The sequence below is a fragment of the Nocardia sp. BMG51109 genome (genome assembly GCF_000526215.1).
GTDB lineage: Bacteria > Actinomycetota > Actinomycetes > Mycobacteriales > Mycobacteriaceae > Nocardia.
The window spans coordinates 7,600,029-7,617,403 of sequence record NZ_JAFQ01000004.1; the positions used below are offsets into that span (position 1 = coordinate 7,600,029).

The 17,375-nt window shown below is 66.8% G+C and carries 17 protein-coding genes; 5 read left to right on the forward strand and 12 right to left on the reverse strand.

The genetic code is table 11. The features are described from left to right. Positions 1-7: 7 nt before the first annotated feature. Complete coding sequence (locus D892_RS0135775; protein ID WP_024805862.1) at positions 8-2,389, forward strand: phosphoketolase; 2,382 nt, start codon at positions 8-10, stop codon at positions 2,387-2,389. A gap of 67 nt (positions 2,390-2,456) precedes the next feature. Here D892_RS0135775 and D892_RS42940 read toward each other — a convergent pair whose 3' ends face one another. The 4 genes from D892_RS42940 to D892_RS49315 all read right to left on the reverse strand — a co-directional run bounded on the left by D892_RS42940 (position 2,457) and on the right by D892_RS49315 (position 4,861). Next, a complete protein-coding gene (locus D892_RS42940; RefSeq protein WP_051499321.1) occupies positions 2,457-3,101 on the reverse strand; it encodes a hypothetical protein in 645 nt (214 codons plus the stop codon). 187 nt (positions 3,102-3,288) lie between these two features. Then, positions 3,289-4,230: a universal stress protein gene (locus tag D892_RS0135785; RefSeq protein WP_024805863.1), complete on the reverse strand. Its 942-nt coding sequence runs from the start codon at positions 4,228-4,230 to the stop codon at positions 3,289-3,291. Positions 4,231-4,580: 350 nt separating this feature from the next. Then, positions 4,581-4,730: an SHOCT domain-containing protein gene (locus tag D892_RS49875; protein ID WP_369801789.1), complete on the reverse strand. Its 150-nt coding sequence runs from the start codon at positions 4,728-4,730 to the stop codon at positions 4,581-4,583. Beyond that, positions 4,727-4,861, reverse strand: coding sequence for a hypothetical protein (locus tag D892_RS49315; protein ID WP_255360273.1), 135 nt, complete (start codon positions 4,859-4,861; stop codon positions 4,727-4,729). Before D892_RS49315 ends, D892_RS49875 begins: the two co-directional genes overlap by 4 nt. Positions 4,862-4,935: 74 nt before the next feature. Between D892_RS49315 and D892_RS49880 the strand changes: the two genes are divergently transcribed. Both D892_RS49880 and D892_RS0135805 read left to right on the forward strand, forming a co-directional pair. Then, positions 4,936-5,823 (forward strand): DUF302 domain-containing protein, encoded by an 888-nt coding sequence (locus D892_RS49880; protein ID WP_024805864.1) that lies wholly within the window; start codon positions 4,936-4,938, stop codon positions 5,821-5,823. A gap of 67 nt (positions 5,824-5,890) precedes the next feature. Next, a complete protein-coding gene (locus D892_RS0135805; RefSeq protein ID WP_024805865.1) occupies positions 5,891-6,895 on the forward strand; it encodes a hypothetical protein in 1,005 nt (334 codons plus the stop codon). An 80-nt stretch (positions 6,896-6,975) separates the two neighbouring features. Here the strand turns inward: D892_RS0135805 and D892_RS0135810 are convergent, their stop codons facing one another. From D892_RS0135810 to D892_RS44250, 8 genes are all read right to left on the reverse strand, one after another. After that, a complete protein-coding gene (locus D892_RS0135810; RefSeq protein ID WP_024805866.1) occupies positions 6,976-7,425 on the reverse strand; it encodes a heme-binding protein in 450 nt (149 codons plus the stop codon). Continuing rightward, entirely contained in the window at positions 7,415-8,266 is an 852-nt protein-coding gene (locus D892_RS44245; protein WP_024805867.1) for a Gfo/Idh/MocA family protein, read from the reverse strand. The genes D892_RS0135810 and D892_RS44245 overlap by 11 nt, the downstream gene beginning before the upstream one ends. Before the next feature lie 156 nt (positions 8,267-8,422). Continuing rightward, entirely contained in the window at positions 8,423-9,208 is a 786-nt protein-coding gene (locus D892_RS0135820) for an AfsR/SARP family transcriptional regulator (RefSeq protein WP_024805868.1), read from the reverse strand. A 703-nt stretch (positions 9,209-9,911) separates the two neighbouring features. Beyond that, complete coding sequence (asnB, locus tag D892_RS0135825) at positions 9,912-11,759, reverse strand: asparagine synthase (glutamine-hydrolyzing) (protein ID WP_024805869.1); 1,848 nt, start codon at positions 11,757-11,759, stop codon at positions 9,912-9,914. Positions 11,760-11,772: 13 nt separating this feature from the next. Continuing rightward, the gene (locus tag D892_RS0135830) at positions 11,773-12,915 is read right to left on the reverse strand and encodes a glycosyltransferase (protein WP_198037075.1); all 1,143 of its coding nucleotides are present in this window, start codon (positions 12,913-12,915) and stop codon (positions 11,773-11,775) included. A gap of 62 nt (positions 12,916-12,977) precedes the next feature. Beyond that, positions 12,978-13,538: a winged helix-turn-helix domain-containing protein gene (locus D892_RS0135835; protein ID WP_084161354.1), complete on the reverse strand. Its 561-nt coding sequence runs from the start codon at positions 13,536-13,538 to the stop codon at positions 12,978-12,980. Positions 13,539-13,551: 13 nt separating this feature from the next. After that, entirely contained in the window at positions 13,552-14,448 is an 897-nt protein-coding gene (locus tag D892_RS0135840; RefSeq protein ID WP_024805872.1) for an LLM class flavin-dependent oxidoreductase, read from the reverse strand. Positions 14,449-14,453: 5 nt separating this feature from the next. Beyond that, entirely contained in the window at positions 14,454-14,768 is a 315-nt protein-coding gene (locus D892_RS44250) for an antibiotic biosynthesis monooxygenase (RefSeq protein ID WP_024805873.1), read from the reverse strand. A 146-nt stretch (positions 14,769-14,914) separates the two neighbouring features. Between D892_RS44250 and D892_RS0135850 the strand changes: the two genes are divergently transcribed. Both D892_RS0135850 and rfbB read left to right on the forward strand, forming a co-directional pair. Continuing rightward, positions 14,915-16,408 (forward strand): FAD-binding oxidoreductase, encoded by a 1,494-nt coding sequence (locus D892_RS0135850; protein ID WP_024805874.1) that lies wholly within the window; start codon positions 14,915-14,917, stop codon positions 16,406-16,408. Continuing rightward, positions 16,300-17,316, forward strand: a complete 1,017-nt coding sequence (rfbB, locus tag D892_RS0135855) for a dTDP-glucose 4,6-dehydratase (protein WP_024805875.1) — start codon at positions 16,300-16,302, stop codon at positions 17,314-17,316. The genes D892_RS0135850 and rfbB overlap by 109 nt, the downstream gene beginning before the upstream one ends. Positions 17,317-17,375: the final 59 nt, after the last annotated feature.

The window sequence follows — 17,375 nt, forward strand, 5'->3', positions numbered from 1 at the left end:
AGAACGCATGACAGACATGCTGACACGGCAAGCCGACGAGAGCGTCACCACAGCGTCCGGACTGGATGCCTGGTGGCGCGCGGCGAACTATCTGTCGGTGGGCCAGATCTATCTGATGGATAATCCGCTGCTGACCGAACCGCTTGCGCCGCACCACATCAAACCGCGTCTGATCGGGCATTGGGGCAGCGTGCCGGGTATCACCCTCACCTACGCCCACCTCGACCGGATCATCGCCGACCGGCAGCAGCCGATGCTGTTCGTCTGCGGACCCGGGCACGGCGCGGCCGGGCTCAATGCCGCGGCGTGGCTGGAGGGCACCTACAGCGAGCGACATCCGGCGGTCGCACAGGATGCGGTCGGTATGGGGGAACTGTTCCGGCAGTTCTCCTTTCCTGGCGGTGTGCCCAGTCATGCATCGCCCCACCTGCCCGGTTCGATCCATGAGGGCGGCGAGCTCGGATATTCGCTGGCACACGCCACCGGTGCCGCTTTCGATAACCCGGGACTCGTGGTGGCGTGCGTGATCGGCGACGGCGAGGCCGAGACCGGCGCCCTGGCCACGAGCTGGCACGCCCCGCAGTTTCTCGACCCGGTCACGGACGGGATCGTGCTACCGATCCTGCATCTCAACGGATACAAGATCGCCAATCCCGCACTGCTGGCACGGATTCCGCGCGCGGATCTCGATGCGATGCTCATCGGGCACGGGTGGGAACCGCGGCACGTCGAAGGCAGCAATCCGACCGAGGTACACGAGCGCTACATTCAGGTGCTCGACGAGGTCTTCGATCGGATCGCCGAGATCCGGGACGACACCCGCCGCGGCAGCGGACCGATCGATCCCCGGCTGCCGATGATCGTGTTGTCCACTCCGAAGGGCTGGACCGGCCCGGTGACCGTCGACGGCCTGCCTGTCGAGGGCACCTTCCGCGCCCACCAGGTGCCGTTGCCCAGCGTGCGCGAGAACCCGGAACACCTTGCGCAGCTGGAGCACTGGCTGCGCTCCTACCGCCCCGACGAACTCTTCACCACCGACGGGGCACCGGCGCCGGCACTGCGGTCGGTGAACCCGCCCGACAGCCTGCGCATGAGCGCGAACCCGATCGCGCACGGCCGAACCCAGATCGATCTTCGACTGCCCGAGGTGGCCGAACACGCCCTGGAGGTTCCGCGGCCAGCCGAGATCACCGGCGAGGCCACCCGTGTGCTCGCAGGGTATCTGCGCGACGCCCTGCGGGCGAATCCCCATGACCTGTTGTTCTTTTCACCCGACGAGCACACCTCCAATCGCCTCGACGCGGTACTGGAAGCAACCGGCCGCCGCTGGCGCGCGGCGCGGCGGCCCGGTGACGACCGCCTCACCCCGGACGGCCGGGTGTTCGAGGTGTTATCCGAACACCTGTGCCAGGGCTGGCTGGAGGGCTACACGCTGACCGGCCGCCACGGTATGTTCTCCACGTACGAAGCCTTCGCGCACGTAGTCGACTCGATGGTGGTACAGCACGCGAAGTGGCTGCACCTGGCCGCTGAATACCCCTGGCGCGAACCGATTCCCAGCCTGAACTATCTGGTTACCTCGCATGTGTGGCGGCAGGATCACAATGGCGCATCCCATCAAGATCCGGGATTCATCGACCACGTGCTCAGCAAACGTCCCGAGGTGGCGCGGGTCTATCTGCCCCCGGACGCGAACTGTCTACTGCAGGTATTCGACCACTGCTTACGTAGCCGCGGATACGTGAATGTGGTTGTCGCAGGCAAACAACCAGCCCTGCAATACCTCGGCATCGCGGAAGCGCGACAGCATTGCGCGCAGGGATTGAGCGTGTGGCCTTGGGCCAGTTCGGATCTCGGCGGCGGCACCGAAGTCGTGCTGGCATGCGCCGGTGATGTTCCCACCCAGGAGACCCTGGCCGCCGCGGCGTTGCTTCGGGAACTGGTGCCGGACTTGGCTGTTCGTGTCGTCAATGTCGTAGACCTGGCGCGACTGTTCCCCGCCGACCGGCACCCTCACGGAATTTCCGACCACACCTACACCGACATCTTCACCCCGTTCGCTCCCGTGATCTTCGCCTTCCACGGATATCCCTGGCTGATCCACCAGCTCACCTACCGCCGCCACGGCCACGACCGCCTGCACGTCCACGGATTCCACGACAACGGCACCACCACAACACCGTTCCAGATGTGCGCGATGAACGGCATCGACCGCTACCACCTCGCCCTCGCCGCGATCGAACGGGTACCACGCCTCGACGACCGCATCGGCCACCTGCGCGAACATCTGCTCGGACTGCTCGAGCGAGCCCACGAGCATGCCTGCCGATTCGGCGAGGACCCACCGGAGATCGCGAACTGGGCCTGGGGCAAAAGCATCCGAACCTGAACAGCGGCGCCGGACGCGACGAGCGCCCGGCCCGCTGCGGTTTCCCGCATCCGGACCGGGCTTTCGGCTATTCGCCGGACTCGACCTCGACCTTCTGGTGAGATGCCCGCTGTGCAGGTATACCGTGCGGACGACGGGCACGTCCGGGTATTTCTCCTGCCACCCGGCGAGCCGTTCGGCGAGGATGGCCCGCTCGGCCGTTTCCAGGCCGGCGTCGGGAAGCAAGGGTCGTGCGTGCCGGCGAACGCTCGTAGTCCCAGTCGATCCACACGTGGACGGCGACGAGGTCGGCGCGCCGCTCGGCAGCCTCCGCGATCGCCGCCTCACCGACCGGGCTGCCGTCGATACCCACCACGACCGGACCGGAAGTGCGAATTACATTGCCCTGCTTCGTATCCCCACGCACAACCAGGACGGTGCCGTGACCGTGCGCAGTCACCGCGAGCAAAATCGACCCCGGATGGGCGAACATTCTCCCGGTGCCCACCGCACCGAGCACCGTGATGTACGCGGTGGCGCTGTGCGCGGCGAGCAGCCGAGCCGGCGCGGCCTCCGACAGCTCGGTCGTCACCCGCAGCGACGGTGCGACCGTGCGAGCGATGTGCGCGGCCCGAGCGATCAGGGATTCGCCGTGTGCGCGAACGGTATCGACGACGGGCGGCACGACCGCGTCATAGGTGCCGGGCACCCGGCGCATCCCCACCAGATCCATGGCGTGCGTGCACAATCCGCAGCACCCGGCCGCATTGCTCCGCGAGCCCCGCTGCCCAGCGCAGGGCACGCTCGGAATCCCCCCGGCCCATCCACACCGACCGCTACGGCCGCGGATGTCAACTGACGGAAGTCGTTGTCGTGCTGATGCGCCACGTCGATCTCCGTTCGTACGCGATTTCCGCGATCTACGCACCCACAGAACCTGCTACCGGCGCAGTGCTGGTAGCCCGTGCGGCACTGCTGGGCGCGACGATCGTCGGGCAATGGGCCAGGTGCAGCAATGCGGTACTGGTCGAGCCCAGGACCATCCCGGGGAGACCACCGCGTCCGTGGCTGCCGACTATCAGCAACTGCGCGTCCTCGGATCGGGCCAGCAGCGCGCGAGTGGGGCTGTCACACACCACGACTCGTTCGATCGCGACGTCCGGATACCGCTCGAACCAGCCGGCCAGGCTCTCCGCGAGAAGTACCTGTTCGGTTTCCCGGATGCCCTCCCAGCCGACCACGGGCAGGTCGTAGCCGCTCATATCGCTCCAGGCGTGGACCGCGACGAGCCCTGCCTTCCGCTGCGACGCCTCGTCGAAGGCGATCTCGATCGCCGGGACGCTGTTGGCGGTGCCGTCGACGCCGACCACCACCGGTTTGCCCGCCCGTCCGGCGTCGATGGCGGCGTCGCCGTGCACGACCGCAACCGGGCAGCGCGCGTGCCGACTCGTCGCGGTGCTGACGGATCCGAGCAATGTGCGCCGGATGGCGCCCCGGCCGCGGCTGCCGACCACGATCATCCGCGCCTGCATCGATCGTTCGAGCAGCGTGGGAATGATCATGTCGAACGTCAGCTCGGTGGTGATCACCACCTCGGTGCCGGGAACGGCATGCCGGGCGATCGAGGCCGCCTCGGCCAGGATGCGTTCCCCGTCCTCGCGCAGCCACTGCTGTTCGCTCGCGGACAATATCGCGCCCAGCCCGGGCTTCGGGACCACCCCGAAGGACGTGATGATATGCAGCGCGCAACGATACGATGCCGCCTCGACCGCGGCCCAGACCACGGCCTGCAGCGCAACCTCCGATCCATCGGCACCGACCACGATGGTCGCTCGCGTAGCGCTCGTCCCTGCACCTGCCATGACAGCCTCCTCTACCCGTTACCCGCTCAGCGTCCCGCTCGCAGTACGGCTCCGGACAGAGACCAAGGTCGATCTCTGTCCGGGTCTTCGGCCACCCGCCACCCTTGGCGGTCCCGAGTGAATGTCATCTTCAGCCTGTCCGGCACGTCGACAGCCCCCTTCGTCCGGATGAGTGGGTGTCGAGCGGCACGGTTGCACGGCAGGCGGCGAGGGCATCGGCGTTCGCAACGGATGGACTCCGAGAGCCGACCGCTCCGGCTGCCGTATTCGCCCGGCCGGACCAGCGGAGCAGCGGGTCGGTACCCGACGTCGCGTCGGCGGCTCTCCCACCGTCAGGCCGTGTGCCAGACCTACCCCGACCCGCGCAGCGCCGCAAGGCGGCTCGTGTATTCCTCCTCGTCGATCTCGCCGCGCGCGAAACGCTCCGCGAGCAACCGTTCAACGCACGGAGGTGCGGTGCGATACTGCGAGCCGCGATCGGCCGCGGCGACATACTTCACAAGGGCGTGGTGACCAGCCCGAACACCCCGAGTCCCGCGACCCCGCCGGCCGCATTCGCCCGAACCCACAGCGCGGCGCGATGGGTCCAGTACTGCAGTACGAACCACTGCGCGGCCCGATCGTGTGGCATCACGGGTCTTTCGTCTCTCGACGCGGTCTTATCGCCGGAGCATTCTCGGTTTCAGGACCGCGAAGGAGGGTGCGATGGACTATCGAGTGGACGTCTGCGAGGTCACGCCGCAGGCCGTGCTGCGGCTGCCACGCGAGATCGGTGCGGACCGGCTCGGCGAGGACATCGCCGCGGGCATACGCGAACTGACGGCGACCGTGCAGCGGGCCGGGCTGACCGCCAACGGCGCACCCACCATCACGTTCTCCGAGGAGTCGGCCACCGGCGACACGTCCCTGGTGGGCTTCGGGGTGCCGGTCGAACCGGCACCCATGCTGAGCCTGCGGTCCGGCGCGGAGGTGATCGTCGTCCCCGGCATGCTCGTGGCACGGACTTCCCATCGCGGCGGCTACGCCGGGCTCGACGGCGCCTACCGCGCCCTGCAGCGCTGGGTACACGAAGCCGGGTACCGGCCGAGCGGCCCGCCGACCGAGGTCTATCTCGTCGGTCCCGACGAGGTGAGCGACCCGCGCCGGCTGGTCACCGAGATCCGCGTTCCGGTGCTGCCATCACCGGCGATCGCAGTCGTCGTCGACGCGCCGTTCGCCGACGCCGTGGAGATGACGCGAGAAGCGTTACAGCAGCAGGGATTCGGTGTACTCACCGAGATCGACGTGCAGGCCACGTTGCGAGAGAGGCTCGGCGAGCAGATCGAGCCGTACCTGATCCTCGGCGTGTGCAATCCCCGGCTCGCCTCCCTGGCACTCGCCGCGAACCGCCAAGCCGGGCTCATGCTGCCCTGCAACGTCGTAGTGCGCGGTGCCGACTCCGGCACGCTGGTGGAAGCCGCCGATCCCGACGTCCTGGTCCGTGCCGCCGGCCACGACGGTCTGCAATCGATCGCCGACGAGGCCCGCGGTCTGCTCACCGCCGCGATCGAGGCATTGCGCACGGTCCCGGTTTCCGCGCAGCACGGAAAGTGACCATCGACCGGCCGCCGCGGACACAAGACCCCTACCAGGTCACCGAACCCATCCGGAGGCTGGAACCATGACCTCTCCGAACACCCCCGATATCCGCACCGGACCGGACAACGACACGGTCCTGACAGTGCTGCGGCTGGCACAGCGGGCACCGTCGGTACACAACACTCAGCCATGGCACTGGACGTTCGACGGTATCCGGCTGCACCTGCACACCGATCCCGACCGCATGCTGCCCGCCACCGACCCGCACGGCCGCCAGCAGGTGATCAGCTGCGGCGCCGTGCTGCACCACGCACGCACCGCCTTCGCCGCGCACGGCTGGCACACCGATACCACCCGCATGCCCGACCCGCACCGGCCCAACTATCTGGCGGCCATCGAGTTCCGGCCGTGGCCCAACCCGCCGGCGGGGGTTGCGACACGCGCGGAGATGATCGCGCGGCGGCGCACCGACCGGTTACCTCTGCTCCCGCCGCAGGGCTGGAACGGCCTCCTGCACTCGCTGCGGAAACTGGCGTCACCGCACGAGACCACCCTCGACGTGCTCGATAAAAGTACCCGCGCGCGGTTGGCCGGCCTGTCTGCGCAGGCCGCGGCCGCACGCAAGCACGACGACATGTATCAGATGGAATTACATTGGTGGGCAGGACATTCCGGCGTTCCAGAAGGAGTCCCGCGCAGCGCGCTGGTCTCGGATGCCGAATTCGCCCGCGTCGACGTGGGGCGCGTGTTCCCCTCCGCACCGCACTCCGTGCGCCGGGCCGAACTCACCGACCAGGCCGAGGTGGTGGCACTCGGCTCCACCGGTGAGTCGGTGCCGCACTGGCTGCACACCGGCGAGGCGCTGTCGGCGATATTGCTCGAATGCACCACCGCGGGCCTGGCGACCTGCGCGGTCACCCACGTCACCGAATTGGCGGCCGGTCGGCGGGCGATCGCGGACCTGCTCCCCCACCACGCGGTGCCGCAGGCCGTGATCCGCATCGGCACCGCCCCCTCCGACGAACCGGAGCTGCCGCCGACACCCCGGCGCCCGCTCGCCGACGTCCTGACGATCCGCCGCCCGTAACAGCGATCGGGGAGACACCGGTCTCCCCGATCGGCGTACTGCCCGTGTCCGACACGGCCTAAAGGCCGGCGCCACGTAATTCAGCCCCCGCCCACGTCGAAACCGAGGCAGGCCAGGGCCGCTTCGGCGGCTTCTCGGTCCTGCTCGTGCCTACCGCCGGCGACGCCGAGGCCACCGATGCACCGGCCGTCCTCGGTGATCGGATAACCACCGCCGACCGCGACCAGACGCGGGTGATGTGCCAGGGGAGCGACCTTCGGATTCGCCACGTACTCGTTCAACACATGCGTGGCGACATGGAAGGACGCTGCGGTCCATGCCTTGCCGACGGCGGTCTCGGCCGCGAGGAAAGGCGTTGTGTCAGCACGGTCGAACGCCTTCAGGTGACCGCCGGCATCGGTAACGGCGACAACGGCCTCGAAGCCGATGCCGGCCGCCGCCTCGTGCACCGCCGAGATGAGCGAGCCGGCCGCGGCCCGCGTGATCGACGGCATGCGGAACGACTTCGCCGGATATGTGTCAGTGTTCATGGGAGGTCTCCTCGAGGGTGCCATCTCGGGTCGTAGGCGCACGGGTCGCGGCCGCCTCCAGGACGGATACCCGGCGGAGAATGCCGTCTCGGTGCACGACGCCTGTCGTCTCCGGGTCGACAATGTGTTTCGAGCCGGTTTTCAGACACAGCTCCGTCATGTTCGCCGGCGCGATGGTGAACGCCGCAGTCCGATCGTCGGCCACGCTCCGGCGCCGACGGATTCGGGGAGCGAAATTCGGCGGGAACGAAAATACTCGTTCCAGTTCGATCCGACGGATACCGTCCGATACCGAAACAACGTTCTCGTACCGCTCCCCGATCGACCACAGCCCGCGGTATGTGGTCCTTGTCGAGGCGCCGTCGTGGCTCGCACGCACCGACCCGGTCTCGCGGCCGGGAGACCGCACCGAACTCGGTCGAAGGGCCGAGGCCGGAGCACCGAGACGAAGTAACGCATCGACGCAGTAGGTGCCGAGGTCCGCGACGGCGCCGCCGTGCTCGGCAGCCCATCGAAAATCTTCGGCGGGGCGCTCCGGTATGCGGAAAGACGCCGTGATCGCCACCTGCGGCGCCCGCGCGAGGAGCGCCGCTTCCTCGACGAATGCCCCCCAGGCCGGGTGGTACGGATAGGAGAGGCATTCGAAGACGGTGCGGCCTTGCTCGTGCGCCAGGGCGTCGAGTTCTCGTACCTCGTCGGCACGCAGACAGATCGGCTTCTCCACCAGAATGTTTTTCCCTGCCGTCAGCGCGGCGCGGCAGTCATCGAAATGCCGTCCGGTCGCACTGGATATGTATACGCAGTCGATGCCGGTATCGTTCAGAACCTCCGTTCGGGTCATCGTGTCCAGGGGTATGGAATCATCGGCGGGCGAAAGGTCCCGCGGATACCCGGTTCCCACCGTAACCGGACCGGCAGACCCGTTCATCTCGTGAATAATGGGAGCAACTCGCCGACGAAGATATTCCGAATATCCTATTGCAGAAATCATGCTTCCTCAACACGCTTCGAGTTCGAGTCCCGGGTCCGCGGTAATGATGGCCTCGTGCAACTGCCGGACCGATTGAGCCGGTTCGAGGCCGAGTTCTTCGTTGAGCGTCTTGCGTAATTGCTGAAAAGTCGCCAGCGCCCGAGCTTGGCGGCCCGAGCGGTAGAGAGCCAGCATGTACTGCTCCTGAATATGTTCGTTGAACGGATATTCTGCGGCCGCCGCGTTCAGCTCGCCCAGAATGGTGCGGTGCCGCCCCAGTCCGAGCTCGGCGTCGTACAGTTGCTCCATCAGCGAGATCTGCTCTTCCTCCAGACGTTCGATCTGGGGGCGCAGGCACGGACCGGGCTCGATGTCCGAGAGGGCCCTGCCCCGTCGCAACATCAATGCCTGCCGCAGAATATCGGCAATCTTCACCCGGTCGTGATGACATGCCGCGTCGCGCGCGGCGCGGGTCAGTCGTTCGAACTCGATCAGGTCGAGCGAATCATCGCCCACCACCAGGCGATAGCCGCCCTTGCAGGTCACCAGGGTCTCGTGCGCGGCGGCCAGTGAACCGACACTCGGCGACTCGGCGAGTCGGCGGCGAAGCTGTAGCGCATAGGTGTGCAGCGTGGGAATCACCGTCCGGGGCGGAGCGTCGTCCCACAGCTCTTTGATGCACTTTTCGGTCGGCACGAATCTGTTGGCGTTGAGCAGCAGCAGAGCAAGCAGTTGCCGTTGTTTCTGTGCCGTCGGCAGGTAGCAAATTCCATTATGGTCCATGGACAAGGATCCAAGAACACCGAAGTTCATCAATCTTCTCTCACTAACATAACGTCACGGACAACATGACGAGGACCGCCGTTCATGATTCGTAAGATACATCGCCGACCGTTCGAACGAGCGTACGATCTGACGACATGAATATTCGGCGAATCGCTCTCAATCGAAAACTGCAACTTGCAGAAATCTGCGTCGAATCACGGGGCCGTACTCGCGACAAGGCCGCTCATCGGGAATTCTTGCCAATTCCATCGGCGCAATCAGACATCCCACGAATCGCCCCCCGGCCGACCTGAAATCCGGACACCCCTGCCGTGTCCCTCCCGTTACGCTCCGAAGGCTACCCCGAGCCCCCGTCACCCCCTTATGAATTATCATCGCCATCCCTCGCGACTACATTGTCGCCCTATCACGATAATTTAACATCAACGATACTGCACGGTCTAAATGCTGTCAAGATGTCACATTTTATGTTTCGTCAAGTCTCATTAGATACGAGCCGACCTCCGGGAATGTTTTCAGCACCTCGACGCGGCCCCGCACGTCGGCTTCGACAAGGGTGCGCGAACCCATTTCGACGGTACCGAATACCGCTGCCCTCGCCCGTCCACGCCCCATACGACGCGAGAAGGGCGCCGGGTCGGCGGCCACACGGCCGCCGACCCGGCGCCCTCTTCATCTCCCGACCCGATCGGCGACGTCGCCGCGGACAGGAGTATCCCTTCGGCAGGTGTCAAAGCTCCAACTCGACGCCGTAGGCGCTCATCCAGGAGTTGAACTCCACAAGCCGCTCGAGCACGGCACGGGCGCTCCAGGGACCACCCACGACATAGGAGCCCGCCGGCCGATCCAGCAATGCCCTGATACCCGCTTCGGGCACCAGTTGCAGTACCGGCGCACCGCTCGCCAATAATTTCTGCACATATTCCCGCAGCGCTACCTCGTATTTACGATCCTGGGTCGCGGGGTACGGATTCTTCTTACGATCGAGTACCGAATCCGGCAGGATGCCACGCATCGCCGCGCGCAGCAAACTCTTCTCCCGACCGTCGAAGTTCTTCATCGACCAGGGCGCGTTGAACACATATTCGACGAGCCGGTGATCACAGAAGGGCACCCGGACCTCGAGTCCGGTGGCCATGCTGACCCGATCCTTGCGGTCCAGCAGGAACGTCTCCCACCGGGTCAGGTTGAGGTAGCCGATCTCGCGCATCCGTGCCTCGAGGCCGGTTTCGCCGTCCAACCGCGGCACCTCGGCCAGGGCCTCCCGGTACCGCTGCTCGATGTAGGGCCCCAGCTCCAGCTGGTCCCACAGGCCGACCTCCCGAAGGGCATCGACGCCACCGAGTTTCGTGAACGGATCGTGCCACGGGAACGTATCGCCGTACACCGCAACCGGATCGTGGAACCAGGTGTAACCACCGAACAACTCGTCGGCAGCCTCGCCCGACAGCGCCACCGTGACCCGCCTGCGTAACCTGTGGCACAGCAGATACAGCGAGTACTCCATATCGCCGGTGGAGATCGGCAGATCCTGTGCCCGCAGAACGGCCTCGCGCACGGACGGGTCGAGGACGTCCTCGTTGTCCAGCTCGATGGTGACGTGCTCGGCGCCCACGTGCCGCGCCACCTCGATGGCGTACGGCGTATCCGAGTCGGCCCATTGCATATTGGTGGAGAAGCGATCGGCATGACCGCTGAAGTCCACCGAGAACGCGGGAAGCCGCTCGGTCGCGCCACGCTCCGCCATGGCCCGGCACGCGAAAGCCGTGACCGCGCTCGAGTCCAGCCCGCCCGACAACAGGGTGCCCACCGGGACGTCGGCGAACAACTGCCCCGTCACCGCCTCGTCGAGCAGCTCGCGCACCGTCCGAATGGTCGTGTCGAGGTCATCGGTGTGCTCCCGGGCGGTCAACCGCCAGTACCGGTGATGCTGAATCTTGTTGCGCGACAAGGTGACAATGGTTCCGGGCAGCACCTCACGCAGGCCCTTGAAGACGGCGTGTCCCGGGGTGTGCACCATGCTGAACATCTCCCGCAGACCGTCCCGGTCCACCGCGGCGCGGGCCTCGGGATGAGTCAGAATCCCCTTCGGCTCGGAGGCATACAGCATTCCGTCGCGAGTCGGGTAGTAGTAGAGCGGCTTGACTCCCATCCGGTCGCGAGCCAGGACCAGGGTCTCGGTCCGGATATCCCAGATGGCGAAGGCGAACATGCCGACGAGCCGCTCCGCGCACCCCTCGCCCCACTCGAGATAGGCGCGCAGGACCACCTCGGTATCGCTGCGTGTCTCGAATTCGTGTCCGCGGCCGCGCAATTCGGAACGGAGCTCGCGGAAGTTGTACACCTCACCGGTGTAGGTGAGCACGGCCTCGGGCGCCCGGGCCGAAACCATCGGCTGACGACCGTATTCCCGATCGATGATGGACAACCGACGATGGCCGAGGATGGCGTGGCTACTCGCCCAGACCCCTTCGTCGTCCGGCCCCCGGCAGACCATCGTCTCCGTCATCGCCTCGACGACACCGCGGTGCCCGAGCAGATCGCGGTCGTAACCGACCCAGCCGACCATCCCGCACATATGCGTTCCTCCTCTAACTCACGACCAGGTTTTCCACTGCCCCGAGCACGTCGACGACGCTCGGCAACGCCTTGATCTCGGCCGCCAACTCCCTCGACCGCGCGGCGTAGGAAGGATCGGTCAGCAGTTCCTCGCAGGCGGCGACCACTCGATCCGGGGTGTCCTCACCCGGCATCAGCACCTGGGCCGCACCGAAGTCGGCGAGGCGCCGGGCCGGGGCGTACGAACGTGGCATATTCGGCTGCAACAGTTGCGGCACACCGGCACTCATGGCGGTCATCGAGGTGACGCCGCCCGCATGGTGCACGACCAGATCGCAGGTGCGAATCGCCACGTCCATCGGCAGCCAGCCGGCCCGCACGCCCAGCTCCGCGCGCAGATCGGCTCCGACCTCGTCCGGTGCCGCGATCACGAGCTCGACATCCAGCGGCTTCACCTTCGCGGCCAGATCGCGCAGATAGTCCAGGTACTGCGACCGCGAGACCCGGGAGCCGGCGGTCACGCAGATGCGGCGGCGGTCGCCGCGGGTATACATCCACGGTTCGAGTTCGCGCTGCGCGGTGAACGGCACGAAGCGCATGAACTGCGCCTCGGGGGCGTCCTTCGCGCGCACGCTCGGCGGGCAGACCTCGATCAGCATGTCCGGCGTGGGCAGGTCGGTCAGCCCGAACTCGGCCAGCTCCGGCCCGAGCACCTCGGCGGCACCCCGATCGGCCTCCGGCGGTTCGCCGGAGTCCCACATCTGCCTGACGTAGGGAACACCGAGCCTGCGGGCGAGGAGTGCCGCCGCGAACGACAGCGTTCCGCCGACCACCGCGTCCGGCTTCCAGTCCCGGACGAGCTCGAGCAGCGGCGGCATGCTGGTCGCGGCCAGCCGGCCGAACCCGCGCCCGATGAACATCATGTGCTCGACCGGATCCGTCGGCCAGCTCAGCTCGTTGCCCTGACGATCCGTGACGAAGAAGTCGAGCATGGTGCGCTCGGTGACCGAGACGGGTGGAATACCGACCGACGCCGCGACGGGCATCATGCCATCGTTGGAGGCCAGCAGTATCTCGTGCCCGGCATTACGCGCCGTGGTGGCGAACGGGGACATCGAGAAAATCGTTGCCGAACTACATCCTGCGATGAATAAAAATTTCACGAGATCGACCATTCCAGACTCGCATGGTGACCCGATGGAGTCGACATAGAGTTACTGGCCATGCGCCTTCCGGGCTACGTGACGAGCGGCTGCAACACGTAACCCCGGCCCCACGCCGTCCGAATCATCAAGCCGAGCGGAGTTATCCGGCGCCGTAACCGCATGATGTGGAGGTCCAGCGTATTCCGGGTGGCCCGGTTCCTGTTGATCCGAGTTATCCGTACGGTCAGCGCATGGCGCGGGACGACATTATCGAAATTCTTCACGAGTTCATCCAGAATTTGTACCTGCGTCATGGACAGGGCGACGGAGCGCCCGCCGTACCGAAGGCAGCCGTTGCGGTCCAGTCGCGGCACGGCGGCAGCGCGCACCCGCTCGCGCAGGGTGGCCAGCCGATTCTCGAGATCGGCGCGTGAAATCGAGGTCCGGACCCAGTCTTCGTGAATATCGCACGACAGCGGCGGGGCGGCGCCACCCTCGACCACGACCAGGCGGGTCTGACCCGTTGTGCGGTAGTGGTCCAGCAGGTCGGCCTCGGCAGGCCATCGAACCAGCCGGACCGGCACGTTGCGCGGAGAACCGCCGTTCCCGCCAGCATCCGGCCCGGCGGGGTCCGGCGCACGGTCGCCAGGCATCCGGACCTCCCGGTCAGCCCAGCAGGGACACGGCCTCGGTCAGCAACTCGCACTGGCGTCGCCAGGAGTTGCCGAGCGGGCAGACAACGACGTGCTCGACGCCGCAATCGCGATATGCGGCAAGGCGTTCCGCGACCGCGTCCGGGGTGCCGCTGAGCACCGCGGCTTCGGCCACATCCCGGTCGAAACCCCATCCGCCGGCCATCATGTCCACCAGCGCCGCCCGGCTCATTCCGCCCAGGTGAGCGTTCAGAGTCCCGAAGACGGAGATACCGGTGACCGGCGCCGGGCGGCCTTCCGGCCCGCTGAGCTGCTCGAGGCGATCGCGGCCGGCGCGCAACCGCGGCAACGTGATCGACGCGGGCAACCAGCCGTCACCGAACCGGGCCGCCCGCCGCAGTGCCGCCTCCGAGTCGCCACCGATCCAGATCGGCGGCATCGGCGCACCGGGCCGGAGCGTCACCGCGGACCCCGATACACCGGGCAGCTCGGTCGGCTTGCCGACCAGCAGATCGGGCAGCACGCGCAGCGCGGCGTCGGTGCGGCGGGCCCGGCCGATCAGCGACTGCCCGGCGGCCGGCCATTCGTCGGCCGGGTATCCACCGATGCCGACGCCCAGCTGCACCCGCGCCGCGGAGAGTGTCTGTAGCGTGCCGATCTGTTTTGCCGCCCAGGCGATCGGGCGCAGGGCCAGCTGCATGACGGAAAACCCGAGTTCGATTCGCTCCGTGACACCGGCCGCGGCGGCCAGCGCCAGCGTGGACTCCAGGATCGGCGTGCCCCAGGCGAGGTGGTCGCTGGCCCACATCGAATCCAGCCCGAGCCCCTCGAGGTGGCGCGCCACCTCGGCGGGGTCCGGGATCGAGCCGTCGTCCTCGAGCAGCGTGGTGTGCGCGATACCAATTTTCACGTCGATCACCTCGGCTCGTCGGCGGTGACGCCCTCGGAAATGCCTTGATAGACGGTCACGCACAGGTGGCTCTCGACCTCGATAAAATCCTTCGCTCGATCGAAGATGGCGCGAACCCGGTCGTTGTCCAACGCTTCGAACGACTCCGGATCCCGCCATTCGGCGATACTGAAGTACAGGGTCGAATCCTGGGTCGAGCGAAGCAATTTGTGCCGAATATGCCCGGGCTGGGCGGCCATGTAGTCGCTGCCCTCGCGGTACACCGCTTCGTACTCGCCGGTCGAACCCTTCACCCTGATGGTGTTCAGGCAAATGAGCACCGAAGACCTCCTGCCGGATTACCTGACTGTTGCGTACTACAGGATTCAGCATCGCGATAGTGGGAAACATGATGCGCGTCTGGAGAATCGCTGGAGCGCCGATATACTCCAGAATCCCTCTAACCGACGCCCATAACCTGAGCGGTATGAGAGACAGCGACGTTGCCGGCCTGCGTGCGGAGGTGTCCGGAGCGGTCCTGCTGCCGGGTGCGCCGGGATACTCGGCCGAAGCGGCGTGCTTCGAGCAGTCCGTGGAACATCATCCGGCACTGATCGTCGCCGCCGACGGACCCGCCGACGTGATGGCCGCGGTGCGTTTCGCGGCCGCGCACGGACTGACGGTCGCCGTGCAGTCCACCGGCCACGGGGTCGGACCGGCCGCGACGGATGCGGTGCTGGTGAGCACCCGGCGGATGAACGACGCGCGGGTCGACCCGGAGGCGGGAACCGCCTGGGTGTCCGCCGGGACCAGCTGGCGTACGGTGCTCGATCTCGCCGCGCCGTACGACCTTGCGCCCCTTGCCGGTTCGGCGCCACAGGTCGGCGCGGTGGGTTATACGCTCGGCGGCGGCATGGGTGCGCTGTCGCGGCGCTACGGGTTCGCCGCCGATCACGTGCGCGCCCTCGAGGTGGTCACCGCCGACGGATCGCCGCGGCGAGTATCGCCCACAGCCGACCCCGAGCTGTTCTGGGCGCTGCGCGGCGGACGCGGCAATTTCGGCATCGTGACGGGGATGACGATGGACCTGTTTCCCGTGGCCGAATTATACGGCGGCGGACTGTATTTCGCGGGCGAGCAGCTCGCGGAGGTGTTACACGCCTACCGGCGCTGGGCGGTCGAGACACCCGAGGAGATGTCCTCCTCGCTGGCGCTTCTCCCGTTTCCGGACCTGCCGCCGATTCCCGCCCCGCTGCGCGGGCGGTACATCGCACACATCCGAATCGCCTACGCCGGGGACTCGGGCAAGGGCGAGAGTGTGGTTCGGCCGCTGCGGAATATCGCGATACCGTTGCTGGACACCGTCACCACGATTCCCTATGCCGAGGTCGGCCGCATCCACGCCGACCCCGAGGAGCCGGCGCCCACCCGCAATCAGTCCACCCAGCTGCGGGAGTTGGACGAGGCCGCGGCGGAGACCCTCCTGTCGCTGATCACGCCGACCCTCGATGCGTTGTTCGCGGTGGAGATCCGGCACCTCGGCGGAGCCCTCGCTCGGCCGCCCGTGCGGCCGAGCGCGGTCGCCCGCACGCTGGGGGCCTTTCAGCTCTATGTGGTGTCGAAACTGGACGGCGAACGCGACGACCGGATCCGGGCCGCCCAGGAGCATCTGTTCGAGACGATGGCCCCGTGGGATACGGGGCGCAAGACGCTCAATTTTCTCTCCGGTACCACGAACCGATCGCCCGAAGCCGTTCGCGCTGCCTACGAGGAATCGGACTACACGCGTCTGGCCCGGCTGAAGGCGCGCTACGACCCGGACAACATGTTCCGGGTGAACCACAATATTCCGCCGTCATCGAAGGAGCTGCCTTGTCCACCTTGCTCATCACCGGAGCGGCCGGTTTCATCGGCGCCAACTTCGTCCGATACTGGCGCCGCACCCATCCGGGCGACACCGTCGTGGCCCTCGACGCGCTGACCTATGCCGGTAATCGGGACAACCTCGCCGGCCTGTCCTCGATCCCGTTCGTGCACGGCGACATTCGCGATCAGGAGCTGGTCGAAGAGGTTCTGCGTGCACACCGGGTCGATGTGGTGGTCAATTTCGCCGCGGAGTCGCACAACAGCCTGGCCATTCTGCGGCCCGGGGACTTCTTCGCCACGAATGTGATGGGTACTCAGGCGCTGCTGGACGCCGTCCGCAGGACCGGGGTCTCGCGGTTCCACCACATCTCGACCTGCGAGGTGTACGGCGACCTCGATCTGGAGGACGACAGCGCCTTCACCGAGAGTTCTCCGTACCTGCCGCGCACGCCGTACAACGCCGCGAAGGCCGGCGGCGACCATGCGGTGCGCGCGTACCGGTCGACCTACGACCTACCGGTTACCATCACCAACTGCTCCAACAACTACGGGCCGTACCAGTTCCCGGAAAAGGTTGTCCCGCTGTTCATCACGCGCGCCCTGTCCGGTGAGCAGCTGCCGCTGTACGCCTCCACTCGCAACCGGCGGGAATGGCTGCACGTCGAAGATCACTGCCGGGCCATCGACACGGTGCTGCACCACGGACGCCTCGGCGAGACCTACAACGTGGGTAGCGGACACGAGGTCGACATCGAAGGGATCGCCGACGCGGTGCTGTCCGGGCTCGGCCTGCCCGCCTCCCTCAAGACGATCGTGCCCGACCGGCCCTCGCACGACCGGCGCTATCTGCTGGACTCCACCAAACTGCGTACCGAGCTGGGCTGGGCACCGACCGTCGACTGGCCGGACGGGATCGCCGAAACGATCCGCTGGTATACGGCCAACGAGGGCTGGTGGCGACCGCTGCTGAACCGGGCGCCCATCGCCGAGGGCACCGCCTGGCATGCCGAAATGACCCGCTGAGCGCGAAAACCGCTCGTGCCAATGTACGGAAAAATGCTGCTGGAGGGGCGTTTATCCAA

Bases quoted from the DNA above. Each gene is read 5' to 3' on its own strand.
- D892_RS0135775 (WP_024805862.1), top strand. From the start codon at position 8: ATGACAGACATGCTGACACGGCAAGCCGACGAGAGCGTCACCACAGCG.
- D892_RS42940 (WP_051499321.1), bottom strand. From the start codon at position 3,101: ATGGATCTGGTGGGGATGCGCCGGGTGCCCGGCACCTATGACGCGGTC.
- D892_RS0135785 (WP_024805863.1), bottom strand. From the start codon at position 4,230: ATGGCAGGTGCAGGGACGAGCGCTACGCGAGCGACCATCGTGGTCGGT.
- D892_RS49315 (WP_255360273.1), bottom strand. From the start codon at position 4,861: ATGCCACACGATCGGGCCGCGCAGTGGTTCGTACTGCAGTACTGGACC.
- D892_RS49880 (WP_024805864.1), top strand. From the start codon at position 4,936: ATGGACTATCGAGTGGACGTCTGCGAGGTCACGCCGCAGGCCGTGCTG.
- D892_RS0135805 (WP_024805865.1), top strand. From the start codon at position 5,891: ATGACCTCTCCGAACACCCCCGATATCCGCACCGGACCGGACAACGAC.
- D892_RS0135810 (WP_024805866.1), bottom strand. From the start codon at position 7,425: ATGAACACTGACACATATCCGGCGAAGTCGTTCCGCATGCCGTCGATC.
- D892_RS44245 (WP_024805867.1), bottom strand. From the start codon at position 8,266: ATGACCCGAACGGAGGTTCTGAACGATACCGGCATCGACTGCGTATAC.
- D892_RS0135820 (WP_024805868.1), bottom strand. From the start codon at position 9,208: ATGAACTTCGGTGTTCTTGGATCCTTGTCCATGGACCATAATGGAATT.
- asnB (WP_024805869.1), bottom strand. From the start codon at position 11,759: ATGTGCGGGATGGTCGGCTGGGTCGGTTACGACCGCGATCTGCTCGGG.
- D892_RS0135830 (WP_198037075.1), bottom strand. From the start codon at position 12,915: ATGGTCGATCTCGTGAAATTTTTATTCATCGCAGGATGTAGTTCGGCA.
- D892_RS0135835 (WP_084161354.1), bottom strand. From the start codon at position 13,538: ATGCCTGGCGACCGTGCGCCGGACCCCGCCGGGCCGGATGCTGGCGGG.
- D892_RS0135850 (WP_024805874.1), top strand. From the start codon at position 14,915: ATGAGAGACAGCGACGTTGCCGGCCTGCGTGCGGAGGTGTCCGGAGCG.